Raw genomic sequence first — 22,696 nt, 5'->3', positions numbered from 1 at the left:
TTTGCGACACAGCTCATCAGGAACGAGCACTACCGCATCACAAACAGGAATGACAAGTTTCGTCCCGCGGTAGCGCCTCGAGGGCGCATGTCTTTTGAGCAAACGCGCTTCAATAAACCGCTAACATAGGATGAAACCATGACCTTTCGTAACGGCCTTGACTCACTTCTCCGCCCCGAAGATTCCGTCCTCGTTCTGATCGATCATCAGCCTTACCAGCTGGCGAACCTGAACAGCCATGATCCTCATATGGTGGTCAACAACACGACCGCGCTGGCGAAGCTGGCAAAAGCCTTCAATGTTCCGACCATTCTCACCAGCGTGATCGCGGCGCGCGGTGGACTTCTCTTTAAGCAGATCACCGACGTGTTCCCTGGCCAGGAAGTCATCGATCGCACCTGGGTGAACACCTGGCAGGACGAGAATGTGGTGAACGTCGTCAAGGCGACCGGCCGCAAGCAGCTGATCATCGCCGGCCTGTGGACCGAGGTCTGCGTCGCCATGCCTGTCATCCAGGCCGCCGGCGAAGGCTGGGACGTGACCGTGATCACCGACGCGTCGGGCGGGATTTCGAAGGAGTCTCACGAAGTTGCCATCCAGCGAATGATCGCGGCCGGCGCAAACGTGATGACCGTGATGGCGCTGGCGGGCGAATGGCAACGCGATTGGGCGCGCACCGAGCATGTCGAGGAGCTGACCGAGATTCTCATCCAGCACTTCGGCGGCAGCGGCATCGCGTATCTTTGGGAGCAGCAGCTTCTCAACACGCCGGTGCCGACCACCCAAAGTGGGCACTAGAACCTAACGGGGATGACGGGGTTCTCGATGAACGTATCGCAAGTGCCCGGACGGTGCGTTGAACCTCGTCGTCCCTTTTTCATGACAGCTCGAAGTATCTGCACCGGCTTGATTGTGCGCATGATGAATTTCCAGCGTCAGTCGCCGGCTTAGGCTGACAAATATTCAAGGACCAAAATGGAAATCGGTATCGACAGTTTTGCAGCCATCCTCTCGGATCCGACCACAGGCAGGCTTCCTTCGGCGACCGAGCGTATGGCCGAACTCGTTGAGGAGGTCGTCGTCGCGGACCGCGTCGGGCTCGATGTCTTCGGCATAGGCGAGCATCATCGCAGGGAGTTTCTCGACTCCGCACCGACTGTCATTCTGGCTGCGGCAGCGGCCCGGACCGGCCGGATCAGATTGACGAGTGCGGTGACGGTTCTGAGTGCCGCCGACCCGGTGCGGGTTTTTCAGGAGTTCGCAACTCTCGATCTGATTTCCAAAGGCCGTGCGGAAGTCGTTGTCGGCCGAGGTTCCTTCGTGGAAGCCTATCCGCTATTCGGTCTGGACACACGCGACTATGACGACCTTTTTGCGGAGAAGCTAGACCTGTTTCTCAAGCTTGGCGAGACGACCAATATTACATGGGAAGGTCGCTTCCGTCCGGCCCTCAAAGGGCAAGGTGTTTTTCCGCGTCCCCATCAACCACAGCTACCATTATGGATCGGGGTCGGCGGCACGCCGCAATCCTTCGCTCGTGCCGGTTCGCTTGGCCTTCCGCTGATGATCGCAATCATCGGCGGGAGCTTCGAGCGCTTCCGCCCGCTTGTCGATCTCTATCGCGAAGCTGGCAAGCGTGCAGGGCACAGCACCGAGACGCTCAAGGTCGGCGTGCATGCAATGGGCTTCGTCGGCGAAACCAGTACGGCAGCGAAGGATGCCTTCTTCCCCGGATGGGCGCATCTGACGACGAAGATCGGTCGCGAACGCGGCTGGTCGCCGCCGACGCGCCAGCAGTTCGAAGGCATGACAGGTCCGCAGGGCGCATTCCTGGTCGGTGACCCGAAGACGGTCGCAGCCAAGATGCTGCAGGCCAGTGAGACGCTTGGCGGCGTTTCGCGCATCACCTTCCAGATGAGCACAGCCTCTCTCGACACGGCAGCGATGAAGACATCGATCGAACTTCTCGGCACTGAAGTCGCACCAATCGTGAGGGCAGCGCGATAGGCATGAACGCCAGGCTGTATTGCAAAGCGGGGAACGCCAATTGGACATCGACGATCTGCGGACATTTGTCGAAGTTGCCGATGCCGGGGGCGTTTCTCCCGCGGCACGTCGACTGGGGATCTCCAAGTCAATGGTCAGTCGGCGCCTCATCCGGCTTGAGGAAGCGCTCGGTATCCAGCTTCTTGCACGAACGACCCGTGGTGCCGGGCTGACGGAAGCCGGGGGCACGTTTCGCGATTATGCAGCAAGGATCTGCGCCGAGATCGACATCGCACGGGAAACGATATTGCCCGACGGTGACCTTCGCGGGCGCCTGCGGGTGGCCGTCCCTCTCACATCAGGCCCGCTGTATTTTGCGCCCGTGCTGGCAGAGATGGCGCGCCACCACCCGCAGCTTCAGATCCATGCCGAGTATAGCGATCGGTTCGTCGATCTGATTGCGAACGGGTTCGATTGCGCAATCCGGGTCGGCGCCCTGCGCGACTCGAACCTGATTGCAAGGCGCGTTGGTCAGATCTACGGCAAGCTGGTGGCGAGCCCGGACTATATCAGGACGCATGGTTCGCCTGAAAAGCCGGACGAAATCGCCGCTCATCAAGCCCTGGTCGGTGCCGAGGCGTGGCGGTTTATGGATGGCGACAAGGTCGTCACTGTGCAGCCGCAGGGTCGCTTCAGTTCCGACAACGGCGCGGCGCTCGCCAGCGCGGCCGCAGCAGGGCTTGGTATAGCGTGGCTTCCCGATTGTGTTACCCATGAATATCTTGCGTCCGGCGCGCTCGTTCCAGTCATGACCCGTTTTCCGCTACCGGTCGGTGGGGTCTACGTCGTGCGGCCACCCAGCCCGCACCCCGCGCGAAAAGTGCGCATCCTCTCCGAGTTCCTGATCGAATCATTCGAAAGAAATCCGCATTTGTAGGATCTGCGTGTTGACACATCGACTGCGCGTTCCGCTTTTTGCGACACAGCTCACCGCGCCGCGCAACTAGTCTTGGGGGCGCTCACCCGTTAGTCACTTGGAGCCATGCAGCGACCCCTGCGCTCTACGCAGGCAGGAGATCGCCAAAGGGATGAGGTGAAGGCGCATGAGTTGGAACCCTGCAATCGAACCGGGCTGTCCTGACGAGGTCGGCATCGACGCGATCGAGACCCTAATCGTTCCTCGGGCCCGTGACCTTGGTGGCTTCGAGGTTCGGCGCGCCCTGCCGGCGCCGAAGCGGCAGATGGTGGGACCGTTCATTTTCTTCGACCAGGCTGGCCCGGCCGAGCTGTTGACCGGCCAGGGCATCGATGTTCGGCCGCACCCCCATATCGGTCTTGGCACGGTCACCTATCTGTATCGCGGTGACTTTCACCACCGTGACAGCACCGGGGCTGACCAGATCATCCGTCCCGGTGAGTTGAACTGGATGGTCGCGGGGCGAGGTGTTTCTCATTCCGAGCGGACATCCGCAGCGGCGCGGACAGGGCCGAACGGCTTGTTCGGGGTACAGACCTGGCTGGCTTTGCCGGAAAGCCACGAAGAAATGGCGCCGATGTTCGAACACCACGGCAAGGAGACGCTGCCGATGATCGAGGATCATGGTGTGTCGGTGAGGCTCATTCTCGGGAACGCCTATGGCAAGTTCGCTCCCGCGACCATGTTTTCCGAAACATTCTATGCCGATGTTAAGCTTGAAGCAGGCGCTCGCCTGCCGATGCCGGACAATCATGAGGACCGGGGCATCTACATTGTCGAAGGCTCGATCTCGATCGCCGGCCGGGAGTTCGAAGCACCCCAGATGATGGTGTTTCGTCCTGGCGACAGGATCACGGTCGCAGCCGGGGAAAAAGGCGCGCGGCTGATGATCTTAGGCGGGGCGACACTTTCCGGCCCACGCTACATCTGGTGGAACTTCGTCGCCTCATCTAGGGAGCGTATCGAGGAAGCCAAGGTTGAATGGCGGGCACAGAACTGGGGCGAGGGGCGCTTCGATCTTCCGGTCGACGACCGGGATGAGCACATTCCGCTTCCAGAGTGATGGGGAGTGCAGAATTAGGATGCCATGTTTACGCAGCGCTGCGAAAAAGGCCGATGCGGTTCTCGGCAATCAGGAGACGATGAAAAGCCCGCCAAAAGCCCGGTATCGCGCAAGACCGTATCGCAAAGCCAGTCACAGAAGGACAAGGATAGCGGCGGATCGGACGGCAAGAAGCCGTCGGATTCCGACGACACGTCCTCCGGCTGGCGGAAGAAACCGAAACCTTCCGGTGCCGAGATCATCCAGCCGCAGCCCCCGTCTTCCGCAAGCGGCGGCGGCGGCAAACCGTCGCTGACCGTCGAGACCCTGTCCGGCTACGGCAAGGCCCGCGACTGGGCGCTCGATCTCAAGGCCGATCTTGCCGACTACAATGCCGGGACTCTTAACTGGTCCGACATGAGCACGAAGCTGCTGCTGTTCGGTCGGCCCGGAACGGGCAAGACCACTTTTGCAAGGGCGCTCTGCAACAACTTGCAGATCCCGCTGGTGGTGACCTCCGTCTCGACCTGGCTGCAGGGCGGGCATCTGAACGACGTGGTCGACAAGATGGTCAAAACTTTCGCGGAAGCCCGGGCGATCGCGCCCTGCATTCTGTTCATCGACGAGATCGACGGGATCGGCAAGCGCCAGCCCGCCGAGCGGGAATATGCGGACTACTGGAACACCATCGTCAACAAGTGCCTTGAGCTGCTGGACGGGGCGGTGAAGAGCGAGGGCGTGATCGTCATCGGCGCGACCAATCGTCCGGACGACATCGACAAGGCCATCAAACGATCAGGCCGTCTGGAGACGCATATCGAGATCCCGAAGCCGGATGTGCCGACCCTTGCCGAGATCCTCGCCCATCATCTCGGTTCCGATCTTGCCACCCTTGTCGCAGATACCCGGCGAAACGGAACAGGCGTAGCGGAACAGACGGATGACGATGCGCCGACTGCGGCGGCTGATGGCGAGCGGCAGGATGAGTGGTCTCCAAATCTCCCGGCAGAACGAGATGGTGAACAAACTGAAAGGAAAGGGGGGCGCTCATGAGCGATGTAGCCAGGACACCGAACGCGTCCGGAGCCGAAGCTGCCGTGTTGCGGCGCCTGGCGACACGGGCCATGGGGCTGACCGGGGCCGATATCGAGCGCATTGTCCGCGAGGCGAGATTGAAGGCGCGCCGCGGCAAGCGGGCCATGCGCTATCAGGATATCGAGGACGGCATCCGCAGCAATCGTCCGCCCGTGCCTATCGACCTCCGCTGGCGGTTTGCGATCCACGAAGCCGGACATGCGGTCGTTCACCATGCTCTCGACCTCGGGCCGATCCGCGGCCTCAATATCGACACCGGACAGGGCGGCTACAATCTGCTCGGCTTCCATCCATCGGGAAACGACACCCCGGAGTGGCACGCAAACATGCTCGCCATGCTGATGGCCGGACGGGCCGCCGAGGCGCTTGTCCTCAAACGCATCTCCGGCGGCTCCGGCGGCACGGACGACAGCGATCTGGCGCGGGCGACCAGAATGGCGTTTGACATCGAGCGGACGCTGGGCTTCGGCGCCGAGCATCCGCTGCTTTATCGGCCGCATCGCAGCCCGGGCGACGTGCTCGACCGCAATCCCGAGTTGGCCGCCCGTGTCCATGACCGGCTGGAGACGGCGTTGAACCAGGCGACAGCGATCCTTAGCGAACGCAAGAGTGCTTTCAACGGCCTGATCAAGGCGCTGTCCGACGCTCAGGCGCTCGACGGCGCGGTCGTCATGCGCATCCTCGATGGCGACGACCGCGAATAGGAACAGTGGCAGAAACCCGCCCAAATGCCCAGGTCGGGACGATGCGTAACACGTCGTCCCGATCGCATCTCAACGTGCAGGCACGTTGAGACAAATTGCGATCATTCGATTCCCCCTTCAACATTTTTGATTCAGAAAGTCTGTCCAAACGAACGGCGTTCGCACCTGAAAGAGTCGATTCAACTTGCCCCGAAGTGCCTGCAAGTCAAAATAAATCGCGCTCATTCGATTCCGAAATCGGCGCCACCGATTTCAAACTCGATAAATCCGATTCAGCCGAAGACGGCTTGCGCCGACGGGTCGGTACCCTGACCATTTTGAGAGAGGATCAAAGGCGGAGGAAGAAGCGATGCCAAGAAATCGGAAACGCAGCGCAGGGGCACTCAGCCTATCAATGAGGCCAGAGGCGGCGACTACCACTGCCGCTGTCGCGTCATTAAGCGCGGCCGCGTCGGCAGGTGGGAAGCGATTGGCGACGCCGGCCAATTCGAAAACGTCGTAGGCAGTCAGTCTGTAGTCGAGTCCGATCGTCCAACCGGCGACGGCGAGGGCGACATTTCAGTTGAGGTGCGACTTCTCATTGCCAGTGCGCGATTTGAGTACAGCGGATTCTCTGTGATCTCAGGACCGAGCCATTTCGGATGCGGGGGATCATCCCAACAGTTGCGCAATTCTATTTCAGCGACGACCAGGCCACTATTTGCCCCGGAATAGACGTCGATATGCCAGAGATGATCAGCATAGCGAACCTGGTATCGAGTCTTCTCGACGATGCCCAACGCGAACTCGAACATCTGCAGCGCGTCGGAATACGGTATTGCATATTCATACTCCTCGCGTCGCATACGGTCTCTGCGGAACTTGGCTGTCAAAGTCGCGCGCTCGGCGTCAATTGTCCTCACGCGCAGCGTACGGTTTTTTGTTGCAATGAGGTAGGCTTGCCGAAGTGCGGAGCCCGCCGAGGCGCTCTTCCGCCAACGATCATCCAAGACCTGAAACTTACGTTCGATCTCTATTGCCATTATTTTGCCTATGCGTGCGCCGCGTCGCGAACCATATTCTGCCTTGCGCAAACGTGCTCTTCATTCATCCGGGACAAGGGGCGTCCTTTTTGACATTTTGTCAGCTATTCCGCCGCAGCCTCGCCTCCCTGGTTTAAGACCGCATTCTTCTTGGCGATTGCATCGCGGGTTGCGGCGGCCGCAGCCGTCGTCGATTGCGTATCGTCGCCCGCGACCTGCACCGTCGGGGAGGCAAACGAGATGCCATTCGTCTTGAAGGCTTCCTTGATCAGGGCCTGCGCCCGCCGCCGGATCTGGGTCTGGTTTCCCGGCTTGGTCTTCATCGCGAAGCTCAACGTCACGCCATAATCGCCGAACTGCTCGACGCCCTTCATCTTCACCGTTTCAATGATCAGCGGCCCCAACTCCGGATCCTCGAGCAGCGTCGCGCCGACACCCTTCACCACCTTCTTCACCTTGGCGACATCGGTGTCGTAGGAAACGTTGATCTTGAACTTGTCGATCACCCAGTCGCGGCTCATGTTCTGCACGGCGCCGAGCGAGCCGAACGGCACGGTGAACACAGGACCGCGGTGGTGGCGCAGCTTGACGGAGCGGATGCTGAAGGATTCGACAGTCCCCATATAGCTGCCGCTCTGGATATATTCGCCGACGCGGAAGGCATCGTCCATCATATAGAAGATGCCGCTGATGACGTCCTTGACCAGCGTCTGCGAGCCGAAGCCGATTGCGACGCCGAAGACGCCCGCACCGGCGATCAGGGGACCGATCGCGATACCAAGGCCGGAAAGAACCATCAGCACCGCGACTATGGCAATGAAGGCGGCCAGGAAGTTTCGCAGGATCGGCAGCAGCGTACGCAGGCGCATATCACGCGCGAGCTGCGCCGGGTCCGCGACGTCAACGCTCGCCTGCTTCAGACGCTGATTGATGAGCTCCTTTGCCAGTTGCCAGATGAGATCTGCCGCGAGCAGGATGACGATGCCCGCAAGCACGCCACGGAAGATGCGGTTGAAGGCATCGTCCTGCATCATCGAACTGCCGTTGAAGCGGAAGACGACAGCGAGCCAGGCAGCCGCGAGCCCAATGATCACCAGCCGGGCGCCCCGCTCGATCACCACATGGCGCAGCACGCGCATGCCGTCGGTCGCCGAGGTGTCGAGCATCGTCCTCGTCGTCGCGCTGGTAAAGCGCAAGAGCGGCGGCAAGCCGAGAACATAGATACCGATCCAGAACAGCACCTTCATGCCCGCAACCCAAAGGAGCCACAGCAGTGCCACGAAGGCGATAATCATCGCATTGCGGAGCATCCGGCGCGCGGCCGTCACCGACTGGCCAGGCCGGCGAAGCACCGTGTCGATCGCCAGACCGAGAATGACGAGCCCGAGAACGGCCGTGACGAGGTCATGAACGTCTACCGGAAATGAAAGTGCCTGCATCAGATCGCCAACGGCCCACACAACGGCGAATGCACAGATGAACAACACGGATCGATTGAACCAGAACTTGGCGTCGTCCGGGGCAAGCGTGGCATGCTCCCCCGCCTGCGGCGTCGCGGCCAACTCGGCTGTCGGCTTGAACACAGCGGACACGACAGCAATCAGCAGGCGGGCGACGATCCAGGCAATGAGCAGCGGCGCGATCGCGGCCTCGAGGCGGGGCGGCCAATCGGAAAGCACGAAAGTGGCAATTGCGGCGATCGCGAAGGCGACAAGCGGTGCGATGTGGATGAAGGCGCCAAGACCGCCTCCGTACTGGGCAGCATTGCGCTCGGCATTACGCCGCAGGAAATAGCGTAGCAAGTATTCGGCGCCATAGCCGACGAGCAACAGGAAGGCGAACCCCCGCAGAATGGGCATCGTTCCCTGGCTCTGCATATCGCTGGCGATGCGATCCTTCGCGGCCCGCCATTCGGGAACCATCCGTGGAACCGCATCCCGCATCCCGCCCAAGTGCTTCCTGATTTCCGCGACCCATTGGGAGGCAAGCCCGGTTGGCGGCGCCGGTGCCGCCGGCGCAGCCGTCTGCTTGGACACCAGCCATTGGCGAACCTCTGGATCGTCGAGCAACTCGATCAGTTGCTGCACCTTGGCCGGAGGCGGCGCGGCCGTCAGTTCTTGGGCGGCCACAGGAGCGGCGAAGCCAAAAACGAGCCGCAGAAGCAAAAGGAGCGAGGCGAGCAATGCGCCACCGTGAACACGCTTGAGCATCGCAATAACCCCGTTATCTTTTCTTTGCACCAGCGCAGGCGATCGGTTCGCTGGGGCCGTGCTTGCCCGGGCGAGAAGAGGGTATGGGCAAAGCGTCCGTAAACCGTCCGAATGGCACCGCGCCGCTCACAGGTCAGCACTCAGTCAGCCACCACGCTCCACTTGTCGTCGGGATCGAAGCGGTCGATGAACGGCACGATCGCCTCGGTGCTCGGACCGAGATCTGCCTCGTAAACGATACCCTGCTGGTTGACGACGAAGGTCTTGACGCCGGTCTCGGCATATTTGACCGGCCAGGCGATCAGGCCGAATCCGGCGATCATATTGCCGTTGATGACATAGTCGTATCTGCCGCCGGCGATGTTGTCGCCTTGCGACGTCAGGATGCGGAAGCGGTAGCCAAAATAGCCCTCACCCGCCTTCGCCTTCTCCAGCGCCGCCTCGCTGATCGCGTCGCCCACCGGGCTCTCGCCATCGCCCTGCTCGGCCGGCCAGTAGAGGCCGTCGGTCTGGCCGGGGGTGCTGATCAGCTTCTGGGCATGTTCGAGGACACCGTCGGCGTCGCGGTCCTGCGAAGCGTAATCCTTCTGCGCCTGGACATAGGCGCGCGCCGCCTCGATCGCCTCGAGCTCGTTCTCGCCGACACGACGGTTGACGATCTCCTCCAGCCCGACATAGGTGTCGAAGGCCCATTTGCCGTCCTCACCTTTGGTGAGCGGAAACGGCAGCGGCCAGAGGCGGTCGCCGATCTCGAGGATCTTGCGTTCGTCAAGGTCGCGCACCACAACGTTGCGGGCCGCCCCCTCGCGAATGAGCGCGAAGGTTTCCATCGCCCCTTCGCCGGTCTTCGCCTTTGCCGCATCGAGGCCTAGCAGCTTTGCCAGCCCGTCGAAGTCGTTGGCGGCCAGCCTCGCCTTGAAGGCCTCCACCGCTTTGGCCGGATCGTCGAAGGCCGGCGGATCTTCGGCCGCGGCGTAGTCGTCGATGCCCGGCGGTTGCTGCGCCTGCTCTGGCTGCTGCGCCTGCGCGACGGCGGCGTCGATACTTGCAAGGCCGCCCGCAAGCGAGAGCGCCGATCCGAGGAGAAGGGTGTGCAAAAGTTTGGTCATGGCCGTTCTCCCTCCGCTCAGCGCCTGCGTCCACCACCGCCACGGCCCCCGCCGCCACGGTGCATCGGCGGCCTGCCGCCGCCGCGACTCATCTGGGGCCGCCCACCGCCGCGATGACCGCCACCCATGCTGTGGCCACCGCGCCGCGAGGAGGCAACCTCGCGCCGGCCGGAATTGACATTGCCGAGGCCCGACGGCTTCTTCGGCCGGTTCTGCGCCTTGGAGGCCATCTTCTTCTTGCCGGCCGGCCGGTTCACCTGCGAGGACTTCTGGCCCTTGGGGCGATTGACGCTCGGCTTTCCGCCTCCAGATTTCGTTTTGGCCACCGCCTGTCCGCCGCCAGGCCGTGCGGCCGGCCGCGCCGCGGCATCCCGTCTCGGTTGGGCCTTCAACCCCTCGAGGGTGCTCTTGCGCACGTCCTTGAGCTGGCCGGCGCCGCCCGGGCGTGCCTGCGGGCGGTCGCGATTGATCGCGGCGGCGCGGTTGCGCAGGTTGTTGTTGCCGTTGGCCTTGAGGTTGTTCTTGATGTTGGTGCGGTCGAACTTCTGGAGCTGGTCGCGGTCGAAGCTGATCTTGCTGCGGTCGACATTCTTCCAGTCGATGTCGTTCCAGTTGACCTTGCCGTCGAAGTCGATGTTGTTGAAGCACTTGTTGCAGTCGACATCGATGTCGCCGTCCCAGCGGCCGCCCCAGACGCCCCAGTCGTCCCAGTCGACAATGGCACCGAAGATCGCGCCGGTGACCGCACCGGCGAAGAAGGCTGCGCCCGGATACCAATAGGCGGGATAGGGCTCTTCGTAATAGCTGATCGGCGCAGGCACGTAGTCCGGCTCGTAGAGCATTTCAGGCGGATATTGCGGCACGTAGATCGTCTCGGGGCTCGCCGACTGGATGACGATATTGTCGCCCTCCTCGACCACCTTGATCTTGTCGTCCGTCTTGATGATGTCCTTGGCGACCGCCTCGTCACGCAATTGCTGGATGGCGATCAGCACGTCCTTCTGCTGATTGGCGATCGCCTCCCCGAAACTCTGCGTCCATTCGAGATCCTCGCTCATCATCTTGACGATCTCGGGATAGTTCAGGAGCGAGATCACGCTGCCGTCCCAGTCATCCTTCGGCTTCAGCTCGGACTTTTTCTTGCGGGCCTCGAGGAACCGCTCGGCCTCGACGATCTGCAGCGGATAAAGCGAGGCGGCCGAGATGAGCGCCACCAGCTCGTCCGGATAGAGTGCAATCCGGGCGACCAGGACTTCGAGCTCGTCGTCGCTGAGCGGCTCGGGTGCGGCCTCAGCCGGCGCAGGCGGTGGAGGTATTTCCTTTTGCTGGGCCAACGCGAGACTACAAGGTGTAAGGAGCGCCAGCGCAACTGCCGCGGCGCGGCAAAGCATGAGGATCTGGTTTTTGTCCATTTTCCTCCCCCGGAAGAGCCTTGCGGCCAAATTCTGGTGCGCGACGCGACGGTCATCGCACCATCGCGCCGGATGGGCTCATGGTTGAACGATGGTCGCGGGCTTCCTGGCGGGTCGCTGTGCTGGGTCAATGCCCTCGTAATAGTCGAATTCCGCAGAAGCTGGTGCCGAGGCGCCCAGTATCGCAAAGAGTGCAATCGCCGCCGTGCGAATTCTCGAGAATTTGCTCATTACTCGAATCCTTCCTTCTCCCTTTTATTACGTGACCGAGGCTGAAGTCGTTGATCGCAGTCAACATGTGAAAAAATCCTCCGCGCCCTTGTGGCGCAGGTGCCTTCAAGGTGAGGCGACAGCCACTCAACCAGTATTTCCTGAACGCCGGTGGGCCGTGCTCCTCGTGGGTTGCTGCGCCCGCCGGGCATGCAGGCCGCGAGCACCTTAGGTCCACTACCCGGTCGGACGCGTCAGCGTGCCGGGAGCTCCAAGGAGGACCAGGCGGCGAAATCGCATTTGTCTCAAATCAATGACATGCCGTCTGCTCATTTCTAAAGTTGCCGATGTAGAGCGGGCGCGTCCCACCGAACGCGCAACACCGTCCACCGCAATGCTGTGCCCGACGAGCTGAAACGCGTGAATGCAACAACTGCATGCGATTTGGAGGGGACATGACGATCGCGCACGAGGGCACCTTCAACCGAGGTGCATTCCGACAGGCTTACCCTCCTGCCCCTCACTGCTCTTGTCGTGGGGTCATCCGTCAGGCATGGCTCGCGCCTCTTATGTACGTCCCTATGAGCAGCCATTCGTCCTCTTGACTTGAAGTGGAGCACGTGATGCCGGAAAACAAAGACCTCGATCCAGGTGCAGCACCGCTCAGCGCCGAGCAGCTTCGCATGCAGATGCTCGAGCGGGAGATGGAGGAGATGGACAAGGAGCGGAAGCTGCGCTCGATGCAGGAGCAGAAGCTCGCCGATTTTGCCGCCGATTTCCTCGAGAAACACGTCTCGGAGCAGGAAATTGCCGTTGTTCGCCGCCTCGTCCAGAACGCGGTCAAGGACGGCAAATTCGAAGCCATGGTCTATAGCTTCCCGTCCTCGCTCTGCACCGACAGCGGCCGTGCGATCAACAGCGCCGATCGCGACTGGCCGCAAACGCTGCAGGGCAAGGCCAAGGAGTTCTACGAGCGCTACCAGACCTTCGGCAAGCCGCAGGGCTACAAGCTGAAGGCGATGATCATCAATTTCCCGGGCGGCATGCCCGGTGATGTCGGCTTCTTCCTCGACTGGTCGCCGGACAAGGCCTGAGGCGCGGCGCGCCGCCGCCGGGTGAGAGCGCTTGCGGCCTGCAGGGTGCCGCAACCGCCTCCCTGCAGGCGACGCGTCAGGCGGTTCGCCAGCAGGGAAATACGACAAGCAGGTATTGCCGTTCAGAAAACGTCCGGCACTATCCGGCGGGTATGGGTATCCACAGCGTAGTCTTCGGGCCGCTTCTGGCGCCTGCCAAGTTCGGGTTCGGCGAACTTCACCCGTTCGTAGGGTATCGAGGCAAGCATGTGCGAGATGCAGTTGATGCGCGCGCGCTTCTTGTCGTTGGACGGCACGATCCACCAAGGGGCAAAGTCGGTGTCCGTCATGCGGATCATCTCATCATAGGCGCGCGTATAGTCCCACCAGCGGCGATAGGATTCAACGTCCATCGGGCTTAGTTTCCACTGGCGCAGCGGGTCGTCGATGCGCTGGCGGAAGCGCTTTTCCTGTTCCTCTTCGCTGACGTCGAGGAAATATTTGAGCAGGAGGATGCCGCTTTCGATCATCGCCGCCTCGAAACGGGGCGCAAGCTCAAGGAAACGCCGCGCTTTCTCCTCGGTGCAGAAGCCCATCACGCGCTCGACGCCGGGCCGATTGTACCAGGAGCGGTCGAATATCACGATCTCGCCGGCCGCCGGCAACTGCTGGATATAGCGCTGCATGTAGATCTGGGTCTTCTCCCGGTCGGTCGGCGCCGGCAGGGCGACGACGCGGAAGACGCGTGGGCTGACGCGCTCGGTGATGCGCTTGATCACGCCGCCCTTGCCGGCCGCGTCGCGCCCCTCGAAGACGATGACGATCCTCGCCCCGCTCTTCTTCACCCAGGCTTGCAGGTGGGCGATCTCCACCTGCAATCGGGCGAGTTCCTTGGCATAGTTGCCGTTCGAGTTGGTCACCGTCTCCTGCAACTCGGCGACTTTCCTGTTCTTTTCCTTGTTCTTGTCCTTGTTTTTATTCTTTGCCTTATCCTTTTTGCCGTTCTTGCCGTTCTTGACCATGCTGCTCTCCCATCTGGCTGCTTCTTTTCAACCGTTGCGATATCGGCGCCGCGGAGGACGGCACTACGGCGCGGCTGTTTCCGCAGCGCTTTTCTCGAAGGCGTCCAGCGCGTCATCGAGATCCTCGAAGATCATCGTGGGGCCGATCTTCGCGATCACGCCGGCTCGTTCGAGGATTTCGCGCGCTTCGAAATGCAGCTCGGCGATCGCAAGCGCGATGCCGCGCCTGCCGAGATCGTCGTGAACCTCATCGAGCATGGCGGCTGCGGAACTGTCGATCTGGGCGATGGCGCTCGCGTCCATGACAAACCAGCGGGTATCGGCGGGCAGCGCGTCGGTGACGGCGCGCAGGCGTTGGCGGACATAGTCGGTGTTGAAGAACAGCAGGCTGCCCTGGACCATGAAGACGGCAAGGCCGGGCACCGGCCGCGCCGCCGGGTTGCGGTGGAGCTTGTAGAAGCCGTCACGGCCGACGAGCCGGCCGAGCAGGGCGTCGCGCGGAAACATGGTCTTGTGCAATACGTAGACCAGCGTTGCGGCGATTGCTGTGACCACGCCTTCCAGAACGCCGAAGCTGATCGGCCCGGACATCGCGATCAGCGCGAAGACGAATTCGATGCGGCTGATACGCCAGATCTCCTTGAGTGCGGAAATATCGATGAGGCTGAGCGCGGTTGCGACCAGCACCGCGCCGAGCGTCGGGATCGGCAGGATGCGCAGCACATCGCCGAAGTACAGGAGAACCGCCATCAGGGCCGCGGCCGCCACGATGCTCGCGATCTGCGACCGGCCGCCGACGCTGAAGTTCACTGCCGTGCGCGAGTCTGAAGCAGTGACGGGAAAAGTCCCGAACAGCCCGGCAGCGATGTTCGCCGCGCCGAAGCCTTCGAGTTCGCGGTTGGGATCGACCAGGTAGCCGCCCTTGGCCCCGAAGCTGCGGGCGGCGATGATGCCGGAGCCGAAGCTCACCAGAAAGATGGCGCCGGCGCCGAGCAGGAGCGACTGGAAGGGGAGGCCCGCGATCGACGGCAGCGTCAACGACGGCAGGCCATCGGGGATGTCGCCGACGACGGCGATGCCGTGCCCTTCGAAATCGAAAAGGGCGGACAAGAGCACGGACAGCGCGACAACCAGTACCGGCCCGGGTATGGGCGATTGCATGATGCGCGCTGCCTGCAGCAGCGCGAATGACGCGGCCGCCAATGCGAGCGACGGCCAGTGGATCGCGGCCGCCTTGGCGATAAGTTCGAGGATTGGAGCGATTAGGCCATCAGCCTCGATGTCGATGCCGGTGACCCGATCTATCTGACCGATCAGGATCGAAAGCGAGATGCCGGCGAAGAAGCCGATCAGGATCGGCCGCGACAGAAAGGTCGCGAGCACGCCGAGCCGCACCGCGCGGGCGATCAGACACAGCGCGCCGACTGCGAGCGCCAGCAACGCCGCCACCGTGACCCGATCCGCGGTGACGCCAGGCACCGCATAGACCGTGGCAAGCACCGCAGCCAGCACGGTCATGGTCGCGGCGTCCGGCCCGACGATCAGGCGTTGCGAGGGACCGACGAGGGCATAGGCGATCAAGGGTGTGATGCTGGCGTAAAGGCCAGTCTCCGGCGGCAGGCCGGCGATGGCCGGATAGGCGATGGCGCTCGGCAAGCCGACCGCGGCGATCGCGAGCCCGGCGGAGACATCGCTGCGCAGCCAACTCGCCCGGTAGCCGGCAAGGTTCGCAAGCAGCGGTAGGCGAGGAAGGGTCAGCCCCATGCCGGTTGCCTCCGGATCAGTGACCTGTAAGGACGAGCGTCTGGACGGGCAAGAGCAGCGCCTGCAGCCGGAGGATCGCCGCGTGCACCAGCCCGACGGCGTCGATGACATGTAGGTACAGCCAGCGTGGCGTGCTGATGCCGGGTTCATGGAGCGCGTCATGATTGCTGGTATAGGCGTTGGCGATGCAACTGCTTCCCGGCGGAATGCCGCTGAACTGACTCTGATAGAGCGGCTCCAGATAAGCCGTCAGTGTGCCGGGGCGTGCCAGTTGCTGGGCGTCGACGAGCAGGTCCGTTGGCCGATACTGGCCAGCGGCGATGACGTCCTGCACCTCGGTAACGACCATCGGGATGATGGTGAAGGGCTTGCCGATGCAGGTCGCCTCGGCGATCATTCCGGCCTTCATCACCTGCGCCTCGATCTGGCCGAAGCCGGCGATCAGTCCGATGCGGCGCTGATCGGGCACGAGGATGCCGGCGGTGCGGATCATCGGATTGACGATGTCGCCAGGCCGAAGGGTAAATTGCTGCACGGTGCCGGCAACGCCGGCACGCACCGTCGTCTTGTCCAAGTCGACCTGAGCCTGGGCGAGTGCCGCCTCGGCGCTAGCCTTCTGCGCCGGCAGCAGCGAGGCGATCTTCGTCTCCAGCGTCTGCTTGTTCGAAACGGCGGCATCGAGCGCGCCTTTGCGACCGTCGGCGGCGACCTGCAGCCGCTCGATTTCCCGCTTCGCGACAATGTTGGGGTTGCGCTGGTTCAATTCGACCTGCGTCTCAAGCTCGTTCAGCGCCTGGAGGTAAGCGCCCTCCGCCTGTGCGATGAGGCCGTCGGCAGACGCGAGCTCCGTGTGGGCGACGGTCGTCTCGGCGTCGATTTCGGCCACGCGCCGGCGGGCAGTCTCGAGCGCGGCCTGCTGCTCTGTGTTGTCGAGGCGGAAGAGCGGGGTGCCGGCCGCAACCTTCTCGTTGAGGTCGACATAGACCTCGGCCACGCGGCCATTCGCCTCGGGCAAAATCGTGACGGTACGGAACACGGCGGTGACGTTGGTGGTCGAGGGGTGGAAGTAGAAGATCATCGTGATCAGCGACACGGTGAGGATCACGCAGGCGGTGATACCGTAGCGCAGCTCGAACCACATTGAATAGAGATTGATTTCGCGACCGATGCGCTTGCCCTGGACATAGCGGCGGAACAGGTAGTCAGGAAAGATGGTAAGCAGCGAGCAGATCAGGAATTCCAGCATGGTTCAGCCCCTCCGCTCCACCTTTTCGTGCCCCGTGGCGGGCGTCATCTCGATCGGCGCCCATTGCGGCGGGTCCGGTGGCGGCTTGCTTGGTTGGGGATCGAGTGGCCTCGCCGCTGGTTCGATCGCATTTGTTCCTGCCTCGTCCGTCTCCTCGTCGCGACCGGCAATCTTCGACAGCGAACGGGCCATCGATCTGACCGGGGATGAAAAATCCGGGAATTCGATCATGGCGAGCAGCAGGGCGGCGATCCAGAACAGATGATTGTGGGTGAAGAGCGCGATCAGCGCCAAAGCGCCGACAATCTGCAACTGCACTTTGCTGGCGCCATGTGCCATGTGTTCGGGCAGCGCGTGCAGCCGCAGGTACAGGATACCGATCAGGAAGATTAGCAACAGGACGAAGACGATCATCACGTTGAACAGGACGTCCGTCTGCCCCGGCGCGGTGATGAAAGGTGGCAAATGGTCAACTGCGGCCGGATGCAACGACTCTTCCATCTCTGCGCTCCTCTTTGCTGAAGGCCGGCCGTGAACTCAATTGCTAGACGAAAGCGCTGAATTCCAAAGTAGAAAAAGAGAGAGCTCGGGACAGATCATCTTGATTATTCAAATATAATGATACGCGAAATGTGCCCCGCTGGCATTGATCGCAGTCAATGTCGACACGTGACACGGTCGCTCGATTACCTCGATGGTGAACTGCCTCGATGGCATCTGTAAGAGGAGACGCACGGATGGTGAACGTCGAATGACGTATGCTACGGTATGTTACTGCAACGTGGCCGCAGGCGGCGTACCATCTGCAAGAGTGCGTTGCATGAGGCGCACTTGCCGCCACGCTCGAGGCGGAGCATGCGGGAGACGGCGTCCTTCAGTTCAATGGCCGCCGAAACTGCACCTGAGCGACGCGGCGTTGCGGCAGAGGCTTGTTCAGACTCAATTTTCGGGGACCGATATGCCCGCCTCGCGCAAACCTTCGATGAAGTGCTGCTGGTCCTCTGGACGACGAATTCGCAAAGCGACCTCCTTTCGGATGTTCTCGAGGAAGCCTGGTGCGTTCGTTTCCAGCCATTTCTGTTCTTCGTGTGCCTGGTCCGACTTGCCGAGCTTCCCAAGAATGGCAAGCAATATGACGCGATAAATCGGATTGGCGCGAAGGTCGGCCAAGTGCGCCCATCGCTCAGCGGCCACGTAATCGCCTCTGATATAGGCGCAGACCGCCAAGGCCGCCTCGAAATATCCTACCGGGCCTGGGTTCCGCGCGACGGTTTCCGATAAGAGCTCGCAACCGGGACGCCATTGACCCGACAGGGCAAGCCGGAAACCATATTCGCCGGCGAGTTCAGTGTCGTTAGGATTGATGGCAAACGCGCGCGCCCCCACCGCCAAGGCAGCATCAACTTCGCCCCGGAAGAAAAGAGTGAGCATCTGTGCTTGCAGGGCGCGCACGTCCTGGGGATCCAGTTCCACAGCGCGTACCGCTGCCTCGATCGCCCGCTCCAACGACACCGGGGACGACTGATCAAGGCGATACCGGAAACGGAGCTCGTCGATATAGGTCATTGACAGAAGCGCCCAAGCCGTAGCGTAGTTCGGAAATTGGCGGGTCGCATGCTGAAGGCATTCCTGAACGGACGCATGCGTTTGCGGGTTCAAATCGCTGCGATAACCATAGTAGGCCAAGGTGCACGCATATGCTTCCCAATCGTCCGGAATTGACTGCGTGAACTGCGTGGCATTCGCCTGGAAAACAACGCCATAGGGTTGTGCCACAGCGGTCGCCACGGCGGCGGCGGCCTTCTCTTGCAGTTCGATGATTTTATGCGTTGCTAAGCTCTCGTCATAGTTGTTTGTCCACATCACCGACCCGTCGGACAGTAGTACAAGTCTTATCCCAAGCCGAAGCCTTTCGCCATCGATCCGGACCCGCCCCTCCAGCGCATAGGCCGGTCCGTCGTCGGTGTCCGACGAGTCATCGGGGTTTTCGCGGGTGACGACGATGATCTCCTTGAACCTGGCGATTTTGCTGACAACCTCGTCAGCGAGTCCCCGCGTTATCATCGCCGATTGCGATGTTCCGGAGAGGTCCTCAAACGGAGCGACAACCAGCTTCGGGATGTTGGGCCGAACGCGGCCGGTATTCGTGCCGCTCTCTGCAGTGACATCATGGCGAAGAAGAGCACTTGCTGCCAGGCCGCCAAGGGCTAAAGCAAGCGCCGCAATTCCGAACCAAATCCGTCGTCGAAAATGTTGAACGGAAGGATCCGATCTGGCGCTTACAGAGGGGCCGAGGTCAGCCGCGCTCTGCGTGTCGACGCGCCTTTCGAACGTTGGCACGTAGGCGCCTTTCGGTATCCTGATCATGATCGGGTCGTTGCGGCCCGACACGAGATAGTAGCGTTCGAGCGCGCGACGAATACGGCCCGCTTCAATCCGCACGGCTGGATCAGTTTGAGCGTCGAAAGAGGAGTCTCTACCGAAGACCTCGGTTGCTATCGAATACGCCTTTATACGGTCGGCCCGACCTGCAACGGTCTCCTCAATCACGTAGGCCAGGAACTTGCGGGCACGGTCCGGCGCATCGAACTCGGTGCTGAACCGAATTCGATCGAGTTGTGCAAGGATTTCCGCGTCGGTGGGTAGAGCAGTTGTCGGTTCGACCCGGACGCCCCCCTGGTCTGCTACCATGTCCGCCCCCATCAACACAACGCAAGCTTGTGTCCAGCGGTACTGTAAGCTCCCGTATCTTACGTCCCCACCCGGGCAAAGCGCAATATATATTACAGAGATCAATTATAGTTGTATTTCATTTCGAATTCGGAGGCGGAGCGAAATGAACGCGCGATCAGGGAGTGACGAGGAACACGGCCTGGCAGCGGCCTTGCGGCGGTTTCCGGCACGCACGTTGCAGATCAGGGAGTTGTCGATCCGCGACGAGAGCTTCAGGGGGATGTGTGAGGACTTCGCAGCCGCTGAAAACGCGCTTGCTCACGCCGATCAGCTTCCTTTTCATGTACGCGAGGAGCGCCGCGCGGAGTTCAGGAGCTTGGTAGACAGTCTGGCGGCAGAGATTGAGCAAGCGCTCGGGCCGGCGAAAGGTCTCATCTAACTAGAAAGTTTGGCGCTTTGCCTGGACGTCGGAGCCGACGCCCGAACGGTCTGCTCGCTGTTCAGCCCGCAGAATACAAGGAAGGTCCACTGGATCAGGATCCTTGTAAGGCAAGGGGCACAGTCTTGGGAGTCGAATAATGCATACGTCAATATTGGCTTCTCCGGGGAGGTTCATAGGTGCCGTCCCCATGGGGCCGCTCACGCAGGGGCAAGTCGAGTCGATGCCGATCAGCAGCTTCGTCAACGGACAATGCATTTACTCTTCCGGGGAAAGGGCCGGTCAGGCCTACCGGGTAGAATTCGGGGCTGTTCGCGTGTACCGCGTGCTTGCGAACGGCCGACGACAAATTCTTGCATTCCATTTCGGAGGAAACTGGTTCGGTCTGCAAAATGAGGACCTGCACCGCTCCAACGCAGAAGCGATAGGTGTCACTGGTGTAAAGAGCGTCAGCCTCCACGAGGATCCGCTTATCTGGCAGGGTTTGTTGCCGGCGGTGTTGGAGAACTTCTTGTCTGCTCAGGAACACCAATTGGTCATTGGCCGCCAAAGCGCCGTCGAAAGAGTCGCGGCATTCCTACTCGAAATGTCCGATCGTTCGGGTCATTCGTATAGGCTCGAACTATCCATGCCCCGCGTCGATGTCGCCGACTATCTCGGGTTGACGATCGAGACCGTTTCGCGTTCGCTTACGAAGCTGAAGAACAAGCGCATTATCAACTTGCTCGGTGCTCGCGGCATCGAGATCCTTGAGTATCGCGCGCTTCAGAACTTGTGTCTTTAGTGATGCCCAATATCGATCTTTGTGCTGCAGGGGCGGAAGGCACTTTTTGGCAACGGGCCAGGCGGAACTTAGCGCCCCCTGACGACACTATTCACCGATCAGGCAGTCTTTGCTACATTGCCGGTGGCGGCAATAGCGCGTTCTGGTCGATCCGCCGTGGTGGAGGCGTGGGTGCTATTTCGGCTGGCCATAGCGTGTGGTCTCATTGCGGCAACAGTCGCCGTTCAAGCATCTTTCATGTCCGCCGGACTTGGTGTTTTTCGCAGGTTGGAAAAAGAACGCCGAGACTTGCTGCTGCGCTACCCGATGCTGGTGACCGTCGTCTGGATAATCTACCTGATCGCTCCAATCGCGCTTGATGTCGTGCTCTGGGCAACCTTCTACTATCTTGCGCAGGCGCTGCCAAACTTTGAAGAGGCGCTCTACTTCTCGACCGTCACCTTCACGACGGTTGGCTATGGCGACATCGTTCTCGGCAGAGACTGGCGCCAGGTTGCCACTTTCGAGGCCGTCAATGGCTGGATCATCTTCGGATGGGCAACGGCTCTGATGATGGCCGTGATCCAGCGTTTGTACTTCACGAGGACACCCGGGCAGGACTAATGCATGTCGCCCAAAAGTGCGCAGCGGTTTTGGATGACGACATGAAAACAAAGACATAAAGCGCGGTGCGTGAAATACATTTGAACGCGAAGCGCTTTAGGGGCCAAGACCGTGAGTGGCGGATGCCTGCGAACTCACGCCGATGGCGGCAAGAGAAACAGCGTGAGCCCGAAAATGGCATAGACCGCCAACGCCATGACGCCGGCATACCAAGCTGCGCGCCCACCGTTAGACAAGAGCGTTGCGGCCATCGTTGCGATCAGCATCATTGCGACCGCTCCGGGCCAGAACTGCAGGGACATCGGCTCCGGACCAACAAAGTAGCTGACGAGCACTAGGACCGGGGCGACGAAAAGCGCGATCTGCGCGGCGCTGCCCAATGCGATGCCGACGCTGAGATCGAGGCGATTGGCGCGCGCCGCCGAGAAAGCGGTTGTCATTTCCGCAGCTCCGCCCACTAAGGCTACGACGATGAACCCGACGAAGGCAGGCGTCATCCCGAGACGTTGAGCAGCGACCTGTACTGAGCCGACGAAGATCTCACTGACCATCGCGACGAAGAGCGTGACGCCAACCAACACAACGATCCCGACCGCAAGCGGCCACGGTTTCTCATCCTCGTCGACATGGCCGCCGCTGGCGAAAAGCTCCCGGTGCGTCTTCAGGGAGAACAGCATGCCAAGGCCATAGACGGCGATGAGGAGCAGCGAGAGACCCAAGCTCAGTTGCTGTGAGAAGGTGCCGGCAGGGACGCGGTCCACTTCGCTGATCAGGGAGGGGACCAGAATGGCGATCGTGGCAAGGAACAACAGGCTAGCCTGAAAGCGTGCGCTAACCCTGTTGAACTCCTGCAGGTGATGCTTGAGACCGCCGACGAGAAACGCGCCGCCAAGCATGAACAGCGTATTGGTGACAATCGCGCCCGCAATCGACGCCTTGACCAATAGATGTTGGCCCGCATGCAGGGCCGCGAGCGAAATCACGAGTTCGGTCAGATTGCCGAGCGTGGCGTTGAGCAAGGCGCCGAGGGTGTCGCCCAATTTCGCCGCGACGGCCTCGGTCGCGCGGCTCAGCAGTGCCGCGAGCGGCACGATCGCTGCGACCGACAGGAAGAACAGCAAGGTGTGCGCCTCGGGCGACACTTGCTCCAGGAGAATGACGGCGGGAACGAAGAGGATAAGCACAAGGAGAGGGGTTCGCCGAAGCTCACTCAGAGCGGCCCTTGCAGCGTTGGCCGCGGATGGCGGCGGCACAATGGAGCGTCTATCGTGGAAATCGCGAATCGGATCGTCCTCCGGTCTCAGGCGCACGCCGCAGAATGCGCCC

At 61.4% G+C, this 22,696-nt stretch carries 20 protein-coding genes; 10 read left to right on the top strand and 10 right to left on the bottom strand.

Annotation, left to right across the window (positions count from 1 at the left end; translation table 11 throughout):
* The first annotated feature begins 138 nt into the window (after positions 1-138).
* From PZN02_RS23160 to PZN02_RS23135, 6 genes are all read left to right on the top strand, one after another.
* Complete coding sequence (locus PZN02_RS23160) at positions 139-798, top strand: hydrolase (protein WP_280662994.1); 660 nt, start codon at positions 139-141, stop codon at positions 796-798.
* A 177-nt stretch (positions 799-975) separates the two neighbouring features.
* Positions 976-2,007 (top strand): LLM class flavin-dependent oxidoreductase, encoded by a 1,032-nt coding sequence (locus PZN02_RS23155; protein ID WP_280662993.1) that lies wholly within the window; start codon positions 976-978, stop codon positions 2,005-2,007.
* 40 nt (positions 2,008-2,047) lie between these two features.
* Entirely contained in the window at positions 2,048-2,923 is an 876-nt protein-coding gene (locus PZN02_RS23150; RefSeq protein WP_280662992.1) for a LysR family transcriptional regulator, read from the top strand.
* Between the two features lie 166 nt (positions 2,924-3,089).
* Positions 3,090-4,025: a pirin family protein gene (locus PZN02_RS23145; RefSeq protein WP_280662991.1), complete on the top strand. Its 936-nt coding sequence runs from the start codon at positions 3,090-3,092 to the stop codon at positions 4,023-4,025.
* 24 nt (positions 4,026-4,049) lie between these two features.
* Complete coding sequence (locus tag PZN02_RS23140) at positions 4,050-5,057, top strand: AAA family ATPase (protein ID WP_280662990.1); 1,008 nt, start codon at positions 4,050-4,052, stop codon at positions 5,055-5,057.
* Complete coding sequence (locus PZN02_RS23135; RefSeq protein WP_280662989.1) at positions 5,054-5,803, top strand: ATP-dependent metallopeptidase FtsH/Yme1/Tma family protein; 750 nt, start codon at positions 5,054-5,056, stop codon at positions 5,801-5,803. The genes PZN02_RS23140 and PZN02_RS23135 overlap by 4 nt, the downstream gene beginning before the upstream one ends.
* 506 nt (positions 5,804-6,309) lie before the next feature.
* Here the strand turns inward: PZN02_RS23135 and PZN02_RS23130 are convergent.
* The 4 genes from PZN02_RS23130 to PZN02_RS23115 form a co-directional block, all read right to left on the bottom strand.
* Complete coding sequence (locus tag PZN02_RS23130) at positions 6,310-6,825, bottom strand: CYTH domain-containing protein (RefSeq protein ID WP_280662988.1); 516 nt, start codon at positions 6,823-6,825, stop codon at positions 6,310-6,312.
* A 104-nt stretch (positions 6,826-6,929) separates the two neighbouring features.
* Positions 6,930-9,035, bottom strand: coding sequence for a mechanosensitive ion channel family protein (locus tag PZN02_RS23125; RefSeq protein WP_280662987.1), 2,106 nt, complete (start codon positions 9,033-9,035; stop codon positions 6,930-6,932).
* A 140-nt stretch (positions 9,036-9,175) separates the two neighbouring features.
* Positions 9,176-10,144 carry a DUF2950 domain-containing protein gene (locus tag PZN02_RS23120; RefSeq protein WP_280662986.1) on the bottom strand — a complete coding sequence of 323 codons (969 nt, stop codon included), beginning with the start codon at positions 10,142-10,144 and terminating at the stop codon, positions 9,176-9,178.
* A gap of 17 nt (positions 10,145-10,161) precedes the next feature.
* A complete protein-coding gene (locus PZN02_RS23115) occupies positions 10,162-11,535 on the bottom strand; it encodes a DUF3300 domain-containing protein (RefSeq protein ID WP_425336360.1) in 1,374 nt (457 codons plus the stop codon).
* 854 nt (positions 11,536-12,389) lie between these two features.
* Here PZN02_RS23115 and PZN02_RS23110 point away from each other — a divergent pair.
* Positions 12,390-12,860, top strand: a complete 471-nt coding sequence (locus PZN02_RS23110; protein WP_280662984.1) for a histidine kinase — start codon at positions 12,390-12,392, stop codon at positions 12,858-12,860.
* 122 nt (positions 12,861-12,982) lie between these two features.
* Here the strand turns inward: PZN02_RS23110 and ppk2 are convergent, their stop codons facing one another.
* From ppk2 to PZN02_RS23085, 5 genes are all read right to left on the bottom strand, one after another.
* Positions 12,983-13,861, bottom strand: coding sequence for a polyphosphate kinase 2 (gene ppk2, locus PZN02_RS23105; RefSeq protein ID WP_280662983.1), 879 nt, complete (start codon positions 13,859-13,861; stop codon positions 12,983-12,985).
* Between the two features lie 63 nt (positions 13,862-13,924).
* On the bottom strand, positions 13,925-15,625 hold the full coding sequence (locus PZN02_RS23100; protein WP_280662982.1) for a SulP family inorganic anion transporter: 1,701 nt from the start codon (positions 15,623-15,625) through the stop codon (positions 13,925-13,927).
* A 16-nt stretch (positions 15,626-15,641) separates the two neighbouring features.
* Positions 15,642-16,871 (bottom strand): HlyD family secretion protein, encoded by a 1,230-nt coding sequence (locus PZN02_RS23095; RefSeq protein WP_280662981.1) that lies wholly within the window; start codon positions 16,869-16,871, stop codon positions 15,642-15,644.
* A 3-nt stretch (positions 16,872-16,874) separates the two neighbouring features.
* A complete protein-coding gene (locus PZN02_RS23090) occupies positions 16,875-17,372 on the bottom strand; it encodes a hypothetical protein (RefSeq protein ID WP_280662980.1) in 498 nt (165 codons plus the stop codon).
* 438 nt (positions 17,373-17,810) lie between these two features.
* Positions 17,811-19,562, bottom strand: coding sequence for a hypothetical protein (locus tag PZN02_RS23085; protein ID WP_280662979.1), 1,752 nt, complete (start codon positions 19,560-19,562; stop codon positions 17,811-17,813).
* 145 nt (positions 19,563-19,707) lie between these two features.
* Here PZN02_RS23085 and PZN02_RS23080 point away from each other — a divergent pair, with 145 nt between their 5' ends.
* The 3 genes from PZN02_RS23080 (at position 19,708) to PZN02_RS23070 (ending at position 21,370) form a co-directional block, all read left to right on the top strand.
* Entirely contained in the window at positions 19,708-19,983 is a 276-nt protein-coding gene (locus PZN02_RS23080) for a hypothetical protein (RefSeq protein WP_280662978.1), read from the top strand.
* A gap of 139 nt (positions 19,984-20,122) precedes the next feature.
* Complete coding sequence (locus tag PZN02_RS23075) at positions 20,123-20,767, top strand: helix-turn-helix domain-containing protein (protein WP_425336346.1); 645 nt, start codon at positions 20,123-20,125, stop codon at positions 20,765-20,767.
* 171 nt (positions 20,768-20,938) lie between these two features.
* Complete coding sequence (locus PZN02_RS23070; protein WP_280662975.1) at positions 20,939-21,370, top strand: potassium channel family protein; 432 nt, start codon at positions 20,939-20,941, stop codon at positions 21,368-21,370.
* Between the two features lie 134 nt (positions 21,371-21,504).
* Here the strand turns inward: PZN02_RS23070 and cax are convergent, their stop codons facing one another.
* Positions 21,505-22,653 carry a calcium/proton exchanger gene (cax, locus tag PZN02_RS23065; RefSeq protein WP_280663241.1) on the bottom strand — a complete coding sequence of 383 codons (1,149 nt, stop codon included), beginning with the start codon at positions 22,651-22,653 and terminating at the stop codon, positions 21,505-21,507.
* Positions 22,654-22,696: the final 43 nt, after the last annotated feature.

Origin of the sequence: Sinorhizobium garamanticum (assembly GCF_029892065.1) — a bacterium.
Classification (GTDB): domain Bacteria; phylum Pseudomonadota; class Alphaproteobacteria; order Rhizobiales; family Rhizobiaceae; genus Sinorhizobium; species Sinorhizobium garamanticum.
Note: the sequence above shows the minus strand (reverse complement) of the source record. Positions and strands in the feature narration are given on the sequence as shown.